This is a genomic window from Oceanobacillus picturae, from assembly GCF_000612865.1.
In the GTDB taxonomy this organism is placed as follows: Bacteria; Bacillota; Bacilli; order Bacillales; family Amphibacillaceae; genus Oceanobacillus_B; species Oceanobacillus_B jordanicus.
The window spans coordinates 817,956-830,846 of the sequence record NZ_CCAX010000001.1 but is presented as its reverse complement, the minus strand read 5'-3'; the positions used below and the strand labels follow the sequence as shown (position 1 = coordinate 830,846).

Annotated in this window: 15 protein-coding genes and 1 pseudogene; 5 read left to right on the top strand and 11 right to left on the bottom strand. The window is 36.9% G+C overall.

Annotation, left to right across the window (positions count from 1 at the left end; all coding sequences use genetic code 11):
- The first annotated feature begins 2 nt into the window (after positions 1-2).
- The gene (locus BN988_RS04200; RefSeq protein ID WP_051557639.1) at positions 3-1,943 is read left to right on the top strand and encodes a putative bifunctional diguanylate cyclase/phosphodiesterase; all 1,941 of its coding nucleotides are present in this window, start codon (positions 3-5) and stop codon (positions 1,941-1,943) included.
- A gap of 49 nt (positions 1,944-1,992) precedes the next feature.
- Here the strand turns inward: BN988_RS04200 and BN988_RS19130 are convergent.
- The 4 genes and pseudogenes from BN988_RS19130 to lepB all read right to left on the bottom strand — a co-directional run.
- Positions 1,993-2,070, bottom strand: a pseudogene (locus BN988_RS19130) (YjcZ family sporulation protein); the annotation flags it as partial.
- 175 nt (positions 2,071-2,245) lie between these two features.
- Positions 2,246-3,397: a S1C family serine protease gene (locus BN988_RS04195; protein ID WP_231495186.1), complete on the bottom strand. Its 1,152-nt coding sequence runs from the start codon at positions 3,395-3,397 to the stop codon at positions 2,246-2,248.
- A gap of 15 nt (positions 3,398-3,412) precedes the next feature.
- Positions 3,413-4,573 carry a hypothetical protein gene (locus BN988_RS04190; RefSeq protein ID WP_036573419.1) on the bottom strand — a complete coding sequence of 387 codons (1,161 nt, stop codon included), beginning with the start codon at positions 4,571-4,573 and terminating at the stop codon, positions 3,413-3,415.
- A gap of 323 nt (positions 4,574-4,896) precedes the next feature.
- On the bottom strand, positions 4,897-5,421 hold the full coding sequence (lepB, locus tag BN988_RS04185; protein WP_036573417.1) for a signal peptidase I: 525 nt from the start codon (positions 5,419-5,421) through the stop codon (positions 4,897-4,899).
- Between the two features lie 202 nt (positions 5,422-5,623).
- Between lepB and BN988_RS18550 the strand changes: the two genes are divergently transcribed.
- Positions 5,624-5,800: an aspartyl-phosphate phosphatase Spo0E family protein gene (locus BN988_RS18550; RefSeq protein ID WP_081779349.1), complete on the top strand. Its 177-nt coding sequence runs from the start codon at positions 5,624-5,626 to the stop codon at positions 5,798-5,800.
- Positions 5,801-5,812: 12 nt separating this feature from the next.
- Here BN988_RS18550 and BN988_RS04180 read toward each other — a convergent pair whose 3' ends face one another.
- Positions 5,813-6,964, bottom strand: coding sequence for an aminotransferase A (locus tag BN988_RS04180; RefSeq protein ID WP_036573414.1), 1,152 nt, complete (start codon positions 6,962-6,964; stop codon positions 5,813-5,815).
- A gap of 112 nt (positions 6,965-7,076) precedes the next feature.
- Between BN988_RS04180 and BN988_RS18545 the strand changes: the two genes are divergently transcribed.
- Together BN988_RS18545 and BN988_RS04175 are read left to right on the top strand one after the other, a co-directional pair.
- Complete coding sequence (locus BN988_RS18545) at positions 7,077-7,247, top strand: FbpB family small basic protein (protein ID WP_081779348.1); 171 nt, start codon at positions 7,077-7,079, stop codon at positions 7,245-7,247.
- A 98-nt stretch (positions 7,248-7,345) separates the two neighbouring features.
- Positions 7,346-7,675 carry a hypothetical protein gene (locus tag BN988_RS04175; RefSeq protein ID WP_036573411.1) on the top strand — a complete coding sequence of 110 codons (330 nt, stop codon included), beginning with the start codon at positions 7,346-7,348 and terminating at the stop codon, positions 7,673-7,675.
- Positions 7,676-8,000: 325 nt separating this feature from the next.
- Here BN988_RS04175 and BN988_RS04170 read toward each other — a convergent pair whose 3' ends face one another.
- The 5 genes from BN988_RS04170 to BN988_RS04155 all read right to left on the bottom strand — a co-directional run bounded on the left by BN988_RS04170 (position 8,001) and on the right by BN988_RS04155 (position 10,967).
- Positions 8,001-8,216, bottom strand: a complete 216-nt coding sequence (locus BN988_RS04170; protein ID WP_036573409.1) for a hypothetical protein — start codon at positions 8,214-8,216, stop codon at positions 8,001-8,003.
- A 64-nt stretch (positions 8,217-8,280) separates the two neighbouring features.
- Positions 8,281-8,742, bottom strand: coding sequence for a YkyB family protein (locus tag BN988_RS04165; RefSeq protein ID WP_036573406.1), 462 nt, complete (start codon positions 8,740-8,742; stop codon positions 8,281-8,283).
- A gap of 384 nt (positions 8,743-9,126) precedes the next feature.
- The gene (locus BN988_RS04160; RefSeq protein WP_036573405.1) at positions 9,127-9,708 is read right to left on the bottom strand and encodes an SCO family protein; all 582 of its coding nucleotides are present in this window, start codon (positions 9,706-9,708) and stop codon (positions 9,127-9,129) included.
- Positions 9,709-9,826: 118 nt separating this feature from the next.
- Positions 9,827-10,051, bottom strand: coding sequence for a penicillin-binding protein (locus BN988_RS18540; RefSeq protein WP_231495185.1), 225 nt, complete (start codon positions 10,049-10,051; stop codon positions 9,827-9,829).
- 64 nt (positions 10,052-10,115) lie between these two features.
- Positions 10,116-10,967, bottom strand: a complete 852-nt coding sequence (locus BN988_RS04155) for a metallophosphoesterase (protein WP_036573402.1) — start codon at positions 10,965-10,967, stop codon at positions 10,116-10,118.
- 151 nt (positions 10,968-11,118) lie between these two features.
- Between BN988_RS04155 and fadH the strand changes: the two genes are divergently transcribed.
- Positions 11,119-11,886 (top strand): 2,4-dienoyl-CoA reductase, encoded by a 768-nt coding sequence (fadH, locus tag BN988_RS04150; RefSeq protein WP_036576329.1) that lies wholly within the window; start codon positions 11,119-11,121, stop codon positions 11,884-11,886.
- A gap of 82 nt (positions 11,887-11,968) precedes the next feature.
- On the opposite strand, the gene BN988_RS04145 is transcribed toward fadH, so the two are convergent.
- Positions 11,969-12,889, bottom strand: a complete 921-nt coding sequence (locus BN988_RS04145; RefSeq protein ID WP_036573399.1) for a cation diffusion facilitator family transporter — start codon at positions 12,887-12,889, stop codon at positions 11,969-11,971.
- Positions 12,890-12,891: the final 2 nt, after the last annotated feature.

Genomic DNA, 12,891 nt, shown 5'->3' with positions numbered 1-12,891 from the left:
CTATGGAAGACACTTTTTTTCCATTTAATCAAAATTTGCTATCCAGTTTAAACGAGCCCATACTGTTTGTTGATCATAGCGGCAGGCTTTTGGCAGGGACCAATGCGGCGTATAAGTTAATAGGCTGTAATAAAGAAAATGTTTTAGCTAACCTAAATGACTACTTTGATTTCGAAAAATTGCAGGCAGCAGTAAATCGCACCTGTATTTTGCCACTAAAACGAACTCACGCGACTTTTCTTGAAGCTAAGTGTGTTTTCTTAAAAGAAGACACCTATGGTATTGTTCTTAAGCCCCTCGAGCTACCAGGTGGCGGAACATTCCATATTAAAGATACAGTAAATGAAAGCGAAGGATTACTTATTCTCGCCGGTGACCAAATTTTAGATTGTAATGAATCGTTTGCAACAATTTTTCAGTATTCCCGTACACAACTTAAATCGATTCGACTTGGCGAGCTTTTACAGCTTAATAAAGGAACAATAGTTGCAGAGTGGTGGAAGGGGACCGAGAGCGGGATTCTGGCAGGGAAAAAGAGAAACGGCTCACCGGTTTATATTCAAGTATTAGATTATTCTAGCTATCATGGCAAAGAGGATGCTCGGATTTTTCTCATTAAAAACGTTACAGATCAGGTGAAAAATGAGAAGCGAATCGAATACATGGCATATTATGATGAGCTGACAGATCTTCCAAACCGAAACTTTTTTATGAAAATACTTGATGAAGCAATCAATAAGTCTAAGAAATTAGGGGAAGAGCAGCTTGCTGTATATTTTCTTGATATTGATTATTTCAAAGAGATAAATGAAACGCTTGGTTATTCTTTTGGCGATAAGTTATTAAAAGCAATAAGCGATAAATTGAAATCTTTTCTAGGACCTGATACGTTCATTGCAAGAATTGGCGGGGATGAATTTCTTTTGCTTCAGAATGGGATTAAGGCAAAGGAGAATACCGTAAAACTTGCTGAAGATCTTATTGTGGAATTTGAGAGTCCTGTCAAAATAGGAGAACACGACATTTATACGTCTATTAGTATTGGAATCAGCGTCTATCCGAATAATGGAAAATCACCAGAGGCTTTGCTGACTCACGCTCAATCTGCGATGCATGTAATTAAGGAAAAACACCGTAATAATTATAAAATGTTTGAAACATCTATTTCTGAGAACTTTAAATCAATGCTCACAATGGAAAGTGACTTACGGAAAGCTCTACAAAAAGAACAGTTTGAGTTACATTATCAGCCCCAGAAAAACTTGCTTACAGGGGGGATAGTCGGGATGGAAGCATTGCTTCGCTGGAATCATCCTGAAAAAGGGTATATTCCACCATTAGATTTTATTTCGCTTGCCGAACGAACTGGGCTGATAATAGAAATTGGTGACTGGGTTATGTACGAAGCCTGTAGGCAAAATAAACTTTTACAGGGAAAAGGGTATGACCCTGTTATTGTAAGTGTTAATTTGTCAGCGAAACAGTTTCACCAAAAAAACCTCGTTACCAAAATAAAGAATACCCTAAAGGAAACGGGGTTAGATCCAAAATATTTAGAACTCGAAATCACAGAGAGCATGGCAATGACAAACGAACATTACATTCTAAACACTTTACAGCAATTAAGGGATCTCGGAGTGCTTGTCTCCATTGATGATTTTGGCACAGGTTATTCATCCTTACGATATTTAAGTGTGTTTCCAGTTACGAAATTAAAGATCGATAAAACATTTATGGATGCTTCGCAAAAGCAAAATAAAGCCATCGTAAAGTCAATTATACATATGTCACACTCCCTAAATATGAAAGTAATTGCTGAAGGAGTAGAAACACATGAACAGATTGAATTTCTCATGGAAGAAAATTGTGATGAAATGCAAGGGTATTATTTTAGTAAACCCTTACCGCCAGCAAAGCTCGTTCAATTGTTAACAGCAGGATAATCAAAACAAGCTTGCGCTATTAATGAAATAGCGCAAGCTTGTTGTTTAATTAGCAATAAAAAGCTGCACCTACAATGATTAAAAGAATAAAAAGCACTACAATTAGTGCAAAGTTATTTCCATAACCACTACCGCCGCCACAACCAGCGCCGCCGAATCCGCCATAGCCGTAACCCATTCTTTTCACCTCCCCTTGTTCTTACAGTTTACTATATGTATATCGTTTAAAATTGTATAGACGAATGCCCAGTTCAAAAAATAAACCTGTTACCACAGGAAAGGTAACAGGTAAGTGAGAGGAATTATTGATCTGTATTATCCATAATCTCAACAATTTTTAGTTGGTCATTTTCATAATCCGTAATAAATTCAAACGTATGTTTCTTTTTTTCCGTCTTCTCTTTATTTTCTAGTTTGCTCTCAATTTCAACTTCTACGGTTGTTTTAACTGTATTCGTCTCGGTTACATTGCTAGTTAGATCGCTATATTCTAACTTTACAATATGAATGTACTCTTCACGAAAGTCTTGGTAGGAGGTCTGGGATTGCATATTACTTCCTAGTAGTGTATATGCATTAACATAATCTCTTATATCAATACTTTCTAGAAAATAGTCAATAAGGTATTCTGCATCTTGCATAAATTGTTCAGGAGTGTTCGTGTCAATAATATCGGTTGTACTTGTAAACTCTAAGTTCTCATTCTGGGCCTCATTTGACCACTTTTCGATGTCTCCGATTACTTCATTTGTCGGAATGCTAAATCCAATGGTACCATCCTCAGTACCTACAGAATTGATTCCAACTACTTTTCCTGTATTTCTATGAATTAAAGGGCCACCACTATTGCCGTGGGTAATCTGAGCAGAGATTTGGTATACATTAGAGTAATCAAAGCCATCAACCGAAAAATTACGCTCTGCGCCGGAGATGATTCCAAGCGTAACGGTATTTTGAAAACCATGTGGACTACCCAGGGCAATAATTTCATCACCAATCTCCGCGTTAAGATCTTTTTCTACTTCTAAATAATTTTTTCCAGCCAGTTGGGGTACGCGGATAACTGCTACGTCAAGACTATCTCCAATGCCAACAACCGCAGCTGGATATATTTGTGCGTTAGCTGTTCTAACATATATGGTATCTGCATCACGAATTACGTGGGCATTCGTTATTATATCTCCTTTTTCATTAAATAAGAATCCAGACCCTGTAAGTGTACTTTCGTCATTTTGCGCTTCTATTTGAATAACGTTTTTTTCGGCCTCATGAATTATGGATTTAAGATCTAGTGTTTCTTCATTAACGTTAACTTTGTTAATAGTAGGGTTATTAACAGAGAGTTCTTCATCATTCCAACTATTGTACATCAAAACACAAAGTACAATTCCTACTGTTAGTAACAACACGGAAAGGATGATAGGAAGATACTTCTTTTTTTGCAATAAAAACACCTCTTTTTGGGGGGATCAGTCTGTGTACCAGGTAATTTTCTGAACTTCAATATTCAGATCCTTTCCTTTTTCATCTATGTCGAAATGAGTATATTCAAACTTACCTGTTTCACCGGGGTATAATTTATCCGGAAAGACAAACACTTCGTTTGTTAGTATTTCGTTTCCTTCCTTTGTCACAAGAGAATAATTGATTAAAACTGAATTTACCGGAATGGTTGCGACGCTTTTCACTTCACCTTGTACAACAAGTTTACCTTGTTCGTCTTTTGATAGGCCAACTTTTACCAGTTCAATCGCATCTGTTTCATTCAACTGCCTTTCCTCTTCAGCAGTTGTCATAGCCTGCTCAATCCTTTGCTCTTGGGCCGTTTCGAAGGCCACCTGTTCCTTATCTATTGTTGTCTTAAGACTGAGAAGTTTCTCTGAGTCAGGCGCATATTTCAGCCCGTCTTCCACAATAATCTGAGCATCATTAAATTGCTTGCTGTTTAATTGTTCATTCGCTTTCGTATACGTATAATCTACTATTTGCTCTCTAATGCTTGTGGTAATAGCAATAGCTTCAGTACTATCTATTGCCTCAGCATCCCAAAGTAATATTTTTAATTCATCAATGTTAGAATCTTTGTTCAGTACATTCTTTATTTGTTCAAGCTTTATATTATTTCTTGTTGCACCTATATCAGAAATCAATTTATTAACTCCTGGCCCATTAAAGGTATTTAGATCGCTCTCTGAATCATTAATAAGAGAGAGGGCCTCTTGGTGTTTATCTTCTTCTAACAATTTTTCGGCCTTTTCTAGGGAAGATTCTGCCTGAATCGCTTTACTTAAGAAATTCAGTGCGATCTCTGCCTGCGTGAAATGTGGCTTGTATTCTAAGGCAGATTCGAAGGTTTCATTAGCTTTTGCATAATCCCCTTTTAATACAAGCTCTTCACCCTCAGCGTATAATGCTTGCGCTTCATTCGTCTTATTTTCCAGGATTAAATAGAATAATCCAGAAAAAAGAAGTATCGCGAAAAAAGCAGAAAGAGGGAGGAACCAAAATTTGTTGAATTTTTTAGAAGTAATAAATCGCTCATTTATATCAGGAGGGAGTTTTTCCCCACAAGTAATACAGTAATGTTCGTCGCTTTTTATAGATGATCCGCAATAAGGGCAGTGTAGCATTATGTGCCTCCCAAAATCTCTCGAAGTTTGTCAAATGAAAATATACTACTTTATTTTATCACATTTTTGCTTTATTTAGGGAGAAGATATTGATATGATGGAAGGGTAACAATTAGCTGATATGATCGAAAGAAGATTTGGGGCAGGGGGTGCATAAGCATGCTTGAAGCAGTATTTGGGATTGTTTGTTTTGGTATCCTATTAATGAATATTGGATTTTGTTTATATGATAATGAAAGATAGAAAAAGACAGACTGCTTGTCTGTCTTTTTAGAGAAAATATGGAAGTTATTGTAGCTGAACCTACTGAACCTACAAGCGCTTTACCTAGTTAGCGACCATTCATCGAATGGGAAAATGATTAATTCTGATCTGCCGATAATATTATCTTCTTCAATAAAGCCAAGTCCGTTTCTGCTATCTTTACTGATCGCACGATTATCCCCCATTACAAAGTAATTGTCCTCAGGGACCTCGATTGGTCCATAGCTTCCGGTTTGCATTTCTGCTTCTTCACTAAGAAATGTTTGCTCGTATTTTTCCCCGTTTATATATAGGCTACTACCATTTATTTCAATTGTATCTCCAGGCAATCCAATAACTCGTTTCACATAGTTTTTTAGGGGCCTTTCGATGATGACAATATCTCCACGTTCTGGGTCACCAACGAGGTAAACAAACTTATTAAAGATTACTCTTTCCCCATCTTTCAAAGTAGGATCCATACTTTCCCCATCCACTATGGATGTCGCAAATAAGAAAGTACGTAAAAAAAGAGCTATTAAAACAGCTATAATGATGGCTTTGGCCCATTCGAACCATTCATTTTTCTTTTTTCGTTCGGTCACCGAAGACATCCTTTCCAAAATACATTTCTCTATAATAGTAGCATAGTAAGCAATTGTTATCGAGTTTCAAAACCGCTGTAATTTATGACAAGGAAAAATATTATACCCTATAAACAATGTGGTATAAAATAACTTGTCACAATCTGTAAATTTATGCTAAAGTAAAGTAAATTAACTAGAAGGGGGCAGACAAACTACGATAATGTGTGCATTAGACAAACTCTTAAAACGTATTGAATTTCTGCGTAAAAAAATGACCGAAGTCGCTCTGGAAAAAGGTTTCACAAATTTAGAGTCAGTAGCAATCAGTCAAGAACTTGATCGCCTACTGAATCTCTATGACAATATGAAAAAGCAAAATTCTCGTAAAGCTGACTAGATGCCCCTTTCCTTACATTTGCAAAAATCCTTCTAATCGATCTAATGCTTTTTTAATTGTTTCTAAATCATATGCGTAAGATAAACGCATATATCCTTCTCCAACCACTGAAAAGCTACTACCTGGCACTAAAGCAACCTTTCCTTTACGAACAAGTTCCAATCCGAGCTGGAAGGAGTCCATTTCTTTCATGGGAAATTTAGGGAAGAAGTAAAATGCTCCCTCAGGTTTATTAACAGACAGCCCCATAGATACTAACCTTTTATATACATATTCTCGTCTTTCATTATAAGCTTCCTGCATAATTAGCGTATCATTTTTACCATTAGTTAATGCTTCAAGAGCAGCATATTGACTAATCGATGATGCACAAGACACATTGTACTGATGTACTTTTAATAATTCTTTGGCTAGCCATGATGGCGCAAGTAGATAACCAATCCGAAAGCCTGTCATCGAATGGGACTTGGATAAGCCGTTTATAACAATTGTTTTGTCTCTAATTGATTCAAACGCAGCGATAGAGTAATGTGGTCTTTCATACACTAATTCACTATAAATTTCATCTGCCAAGATGAAAATATCTTTGTCTTTTAATACGGACACCAATTCGTTTAGCTCCTCTTTGGTAAAAGAAGCACCAGTGGGATTGGAAGGATAGGGAAGAACAACACATTTTGTTTTATTTGTAATATGTTTAACCAAGTTCTCTTTTGTAAGTTTAAATGCATCTTTTGTGGTATCCGCATAAACTGCTTTTGCCCCGGCTAGGGTGATAAGTGGCTCGTACCCCGGATAGATAGGTCCTGGTAAAATTACTTCATCTCCACTATTTAAAATCCCCCTAAACGTAATATCAATGGCTTGTGATGCACCAGTAGTAACGATAATTTCCTTATCTGGATCATAGCTGATATGATATTTCTCTTCATTATATGCAGCGATAGCCTTCCGTAATTCAAGGATTCCAGCATTGTGTGTATAACCTGTTCTGTTTAAGGATAAGGCGTTTACTGCTGCCTGTTTTATATGTTCTGGTGTATGAAAGTCAGGTTGTCCAATTGTTAGAGAAATAACATCCTCTTCATCCGCCACCATATTAAAAAATTTCCTGATACCAGATATTTCGATTTGTTTAAGTTTATGGTTCAACATATGTTCCATTGTAGCCTCCTGCATGTTCATTTTTTAAATGTTATAAAATGTTCAAAAAATTTAGATCTAATTCAGTTAGAATAGGGTATACTTTTAAAGAATACTAAAAGGAGTGTATCATATGCGACCAAAAACGTTAAATTTTGAACAACTTTTTCAACAAAATAAGCAAGAGCTTATGGAAGATAAAAGGGAGTTATCGCAAATCGAAGTACGCTTGGAAAAAAGACAGTCCGACAATGTCATGTTGAAGAAGGAACGAGCTCAGAACAAGACCTTTCAATCTGAATAAAGATGGGCGTTTTTAACGACTAGAGTTAAAGAAAGTGAAGTATAAAGTTAGATAAATTAGTGGACAATGCTAAAAAGAGTATGGAAGGAAGTATAGCGTTGTTCTTAAATATAATTACAAATGTGCAGGAGTATAAACTGGATTCGAGTTATCTATATATTTTAGTAACAATTGGTTTAGCTATCGGTTATCTAATGGTAAGACCAGCTGTGAAATGGTTTATTACGAACCGTGTGTTCGATCTCCTAAGTTATATAATGGTTAGTTTAATTCTCTGTATCATGCTATCTGCTAGTTATTTTATGCTGGGACTCTCACCAGAAATGTTCCGTCTCTTTCTGAAAGTAATACTCCAGCTATTGGCATACTTTGGGGCTGGATTAGTAATATGGAATCTAATTAGGGTACTGTTTATAAAACATAATTAAAAAGTAGCAATAAACAAATCTAAAACGTAAAAGCGGAGTACTAAATTTGCGAGGTGCCACGAAAACTTCCGAATTTACTTCGTAAACTCAGAGAGTAGCATGGCTCATTTAGAAAAAATTGCAATGTTACAAAGCCATTTAGCAAGGAAAATGCTTCTCTTTTTCCTTTTCAACGAACTTCATATTGAAAGTATACCACTTAAAAATATTCCCCCAATAATAATCGAACAACATTCGAAACACTTGTATGGTTTCGAATGTTGTTTAGTCATCGCTCGGCTTTATTGATTTTTATTTGTTGTAATGCCGATTCCCTCGATAATGATTACTCTTCATTTTCTACTTCAAATTCACTGTGCATTGATTCCAACCATGAAAAGACCGGATGAAAAAATTCCTCAGGCGAGCGAACAGATGCGGGTGCTGTTTTCATAACCTTCTGTTTTTCTGCTTCAGGTAATTTTTCGTAGGCATCTTTCAAAGTATGGGTTTGATCAGCGTAACGATGCAGTTCATACAAGAAATTTTTCAGTTCAGTCATACGGAAGGCCTCCTTTTACTAAAGGTATACCTTATCTATATAAGTTTGAAACATCACTGCCTATTTAACGGTGTGATTTTCTTCTTGGTGGCCATTCCATTTTTCCCAGCGAAGAGGGAGTATAGTAGGATGATTTTTTGGGTGTGGTAGTTGACGGAGCTTGTGGTTTCCAGTCAATATATTCATAGATTACTTTTTTAGCTTGAGAAAGTGACATTTTGCATTGCGGATTGCGATAATTCTCATCGAGTGCTCCCAAATGTTTTAACTGTTGAAAATCCTTTTTTGATGGTGGAATATGAAAGTAGTAATCATCTACTTTGACAAGGAGTGTAGAATGCTGATTACTAAACTTTGGATGATCAGAAAAATGTAATCCAACTTTGTTCGCTTTCTTTTCATTTAGAAGGCGATTTATAGTTTCTTTCTTTATATAGTATAGGTGTTGTGGTTCAGGTGCAGTTTTTGCATGTCTATTTACAGTGTATAACGCTTTGGCAATATCTCTTAGTTGTTGGTTATGCATGCTCTCTCTCCTTTCTAATACATTGAACTTTTAAATTAAATTGTTGCAAAATTGTTAAACGATCTAATATATAGCTTGTCTACATCCTACCTCAAAGTCTCTCACACCGCAACCAGCATAAGGACGTTTCTGTTTTATTCTTAAATAAAGAAGGGGACTTTTATAAAGTGAAACTTCATGTTTTGAAGTGGGAGTCAAACAGACGGTTGCACCCGGATACACAGAGATAATTGTAGTAAACATAACGCAAAAACTGAACGGTTTTTCGAAAATGTTCTGAACCCGCTCAGTTTTTTTATGAAGATTTATTTTACAAATTGGCCGTTATGCAAAGAAGAAATTTATCTATTGTAGGTCTTACTTGCAAACTTTACAACGCATCTACTAATAAACTTCTTTTAAATATTGTACGATATTTTCCATCTCTGCTGGTTGTGTCCCATTAAACTTTTTGATCGCATTTCCTTCTGGAGTTACAACGAAAAAGTTGATTCCATGAATCATTTGGTCTGAATCAGGGGCTTCTTCTAACATTGTTTTAAAAGATTTAATAGAGAGTTCCTTGATTTCTTGGAATTCATACCCTGTCAGCAGGTTCCAATTGTCAAAGGAAGCTCCTCTTGAGGCAGCGTATTCTTTTAGTTTCTCCGGGGTGTCATGTTCAGGATCAACACTAAATGATACGAACTCTATATCTTCTAACCCTTCGTCTTTAAGCATTTTTTGCAAATCAACCATATTAGAAGTCATGTTGGGACAGACTGTCTCACAGTTAGTAAAAATAAAATCAGCAATCCAGAATTTACCTTCCAATTCGCCACTGTCGAATTGTTCATTATCCTGGTTAGTGTATGAGAAATCACTTACTTCGTATGAAAAGTCTCCATTATAATCTTTTTCACCACAAGCTGCCAATAGTAATATCAATCCCAGAAATAAAAAAAGTAATTTAGACCTTGTAGACATATGTATGGCCCCCCATTCTTTTAAGATCTCATTAATTTTAGCATGAAGGAGGATAAAAAACCATGTCGAAAATGTAAACGAAAACAGCAGCCGACTAAATAGATCGACTGCATGCTCATTAGTATGGATTGTAATACGGCTGATAATACGGTGGGCCAGGACTGTAGCCATATCCATATGGATAGTAAGGTGCGGGAGGATAAGGAGGATATCCTCCACCTTGGAAGGCACCGTATAGTATTGGCCCGAAAGCAAGTCCCGTCAAAAATGGTATGACAGGAAAAAAACGTGTATCTTCTTGGTCCTGGTACTGGCGATAAGGCATATAATGGGGATTATACAATATGATCTCCCTTTCATTCTTATATTCCTTATAGTCTATGCAAGCATTGCAGGATGGGTTAATATCATTCCTTGTGTAAGGTGTACACGTGAAGTTCTGGTTTACATAAGAAACGATATGGCAAACGGGTAGTACCAATGCCTCGATTAACAAAAAGTTGTAGGTTTCCGTCGTTTAGTAAGTATTTTCCTTCTACATATTTCTCTGCATACTTAGGGGTATAAAGGTGCCCGATAAATGGTAAACGAACCTGTCCACCATGGCTATGACCTGACAATTGTACGTTAACAGAGTAGTCTACTGCTACATCAACAAAATCTGGTTCATGCGCAAGTAATAGCGTGAAAAGGTCAGGGTTCACGTTTTCTAACGCTTGTCTTAGATTAGGACTACCAAGCATAACATCATCAATACCCGAAAGAATGATTCGTTCATTGTTTTGTTCGATTACAGAATGCTCGTTCTGTAAGAGGGTAAAGCCTGAAGCCTCCATAACGTCTCTTACTTTTTCTGTTCCGTAACCTCCATGGTCATGGTTGCCATAAATCCAAAACTTACCACGAGGAGCTTCAAGAGATTGAAGAACATTTATTAAATCATTGTTCCATGTATATAGGTGGGGTTCATCCACCAAATCGCCAGTAAAAACGATAAGATCTGGGTTTTCTTCATTTATTCTATTAACAAGCTTTTGTAGTTGTTCTACACTATAGTGAAATCCAATATGTGTATCTGAGAATTGCACAACTTTAAAATCATTAAATGAGGCAGGGATTGAAGCATCCATTATTTTCACATTCTGAACTTGTAGCATCCTTGGCTCGATATCCCTGGCGTAATAGTAAGTACCTCCACCTATTCCTATCAGAGCCAGTAAGCTGCCAATTGATCTTTTTAAAAAGGAACGTCGATTCATATGGTCATACCTTTCTATTTCAAACGTTAAAAGTAAATTATAACATGTTAAGACAACAGTTTTTAAAAAAATTTCACCTAATTAATTGTTCTTTGACTTTGGGGTGGATTCCGAATAGTATGAATAGTAGGAAGGGGAGAAGGGTATGACAATGCAAGGTCAAACAGTTCTCATAACCGGGAGCACAAGTGGTATGGGGAAGCATATGGCTGCGAAATTTGCAGCCGAGGGGTTAAACGTCGTCATAACAGGAAGAGACAATGACAAATTGAAAGCGGTTAAACAAGAATTACTTGAACAAGTCGGGGGCTCGATTCATGCTATCCAATTAGATGTAAGGGATCCGGATTCTGTAAAGAGAGTCGTAGAGGAATCAGTAGAACATTTTGGAGCTATCAATCATCTCATTAACAATGCAGCTGGTAACTTTATTGTCCCAGCAGAAGAGTTATCGGTAAATGGGTGGAATTCTGTTATTAATATAGTATTAAATGGTACGTTTTATTGTAGCAAAGAAGTGGGGCAGTACTGGATAGAACAGAATATAAAGGGCTCGATTATTAACATGGTAGCAACTTATGCTTGGAATGCGGGAGCCGGTGTAGTTCACTCTTCAGCTGCGAAAGCAGGAGTGTTAAATATGACACGAACATTGGCTGTCGAGTGGGGGACTAAATATGGAATAAGGGTAAACGCGATTGCTCCAGGCCCAATCGAGCGTACAGGAGGGGCAGATAAATTATTTGAATCAGAGGAGGCGGCTAGGCGTACCATCCAATCCGTTCCGTTGAGGAGATTAGGTAAGCCAGAAGAAATTGCAGACCTTGCACATTTTATGTTGTCCGAAAAAGCAGCGTATATGAATGGAGAGGTAATTACATTAGACGGGGGCCAATGGCTGAATAAGTTTCCTTTCTAATACCTATCCTATGCTGTGAGGGAAACAAAAGAACCTCCACAGGAAAGTAACGTGGAGGTTCTGGAATAAAAACTCGGTAATACTAATCACAATTATCACAGTTAGAATGAATGGAAGTATTTTCCCCTTCTACTTGTATCGTACAATGGGAGATTTGAAAGGTATTCTTCGCTAAGTTATTGATTTTAACAAGCAACTGGTCCCTATCAACGTTGTTCTTAACAACTACATGGCAACTTAACGCTGGAAATTCTGATGTAATGGACCAGACATGTAAATCATGCACATCAGCGATTCCCTCAAGTTTTCCAATAGAATCGTGAAGGGATGTTACATCAATATTTGCTGGCTTTCCTTCCATTAATATATGAAGGGAATCTTTTACTATTCTTACCCCGGAGAAAAGGATTAAAGCGGACACGATAACACTAGCAATTGGATCAGCAATGTTCCAATTAAAAAGCATAATTAATATTCCGGCAATAATAGCACCAATGGAACCTAAGAGGTCTCCGAAAACGTGTAAGAGTGCACTTTTAATATTTAGGTTATCATGAGAATCGCCACGCATTAGCATCCAAGCCACTAAAATATTTACAAGCAAGCCGATAATAGCTATAAACATCATACCTGCACTTACCTCTGGTGGTTCAAGAAAACGATGATAGGCTTCATAAAAAATATAGAGCGAAATGACAATGAGAGTTAAACCGTTTATGAATGCTGCGATAATCTCAAATCTCTTGTACCCATATGTTTTATCAGAGGTGGCTTGCTTTTCACCGATTTTAAAAGCAAGTAAGCTTAACCCCAACGCTGCAGCATCACTTAGCATATGACCCGCATCTGATAATAAGGCAAGACTATTTGTTAGGTAACCTCCGATTGCTTCCACAATCATAAACGTAAAAATGGTTACAAAGCTCCAAAATAGTACCCTCTTATTCGAGGTATGATGATGGTGATGTCCCTGACTATGAGTATGTTCATGGCTATGGCCCATTT

Coding starts and splice junctions, on each gene's coding strand:
- BN988_RS04200 (WP_051557639.1), top strand. CDS start 3: ATGGAAGACACTTTTTTTCCATTTAATCAAAATTTGCTATCCAGTTTA.
- BN988_RS04190 (WP_036573419.1), bottom strand. CDS start 4,573: ATGCTACACTGCCCTTATTGCGGATCATCTATAAAAAGCGACGAACAT.
- BN988_RS18550 (WP_081779349.1), top strand. CDS start 5,624: ATGTGTGCATTAGACAAACTCTTAAAACGTATTGAATTTCTGCGTAAA.
- BN988_RS04180 (WP_036573414.1), bottom strand. CDS start 6,964: ATGGAACATATGTTGAACCATAAACTTAAACAAATCGAAATATCTGGT.
- BN988_RS18545 (WP_081779348.1), top strand. CDS start 7,077: ATGCGACCAAAAACGTTAAATTTTGAACAACTTTTTCAACAAAATAAG.
- BN988_RS04170 (WP_036573409.1), bottom strand. CDS start 8,216: ATGACTGAACTGAAAAATTTCTTGTATGAACTGCATCGTTACGCTGAT.
- BN988_RS04165 (WP_036573406.1), bottom strand. CDS start 8,742: ATGCATAACCAACAACTAAGAGATATTGCCAAAGCGTTATACACTGTA.
- BN988_RS04160 (WP_036573405.1), bottom strand. CDS start 9,708: ATGTCTACAAGGTCTAAATTACTTTTTTTATTTCTGGGATTGATATTA.
- BN988_RS04155 (WP_036573402.1), bottom strand. CDS start 10,967: ATGAATCGACGTTCCTTTTTAAAAAGATCAATTGGCAGCTTACTGGCT.
- fadH (WP_036576329.1), top strand. CDS start 11,119: ATGCAAGGTCAAACAGTTCTCATAACCGGGAGCACAAGTGGTATGGGG.
- BN988_RS04145 (WP_036573399.1), bottom strand. CDS start 12,889: ATGGGCCATAGCCATGAACATACTCATAGTCAGGGACATCACCATCAT.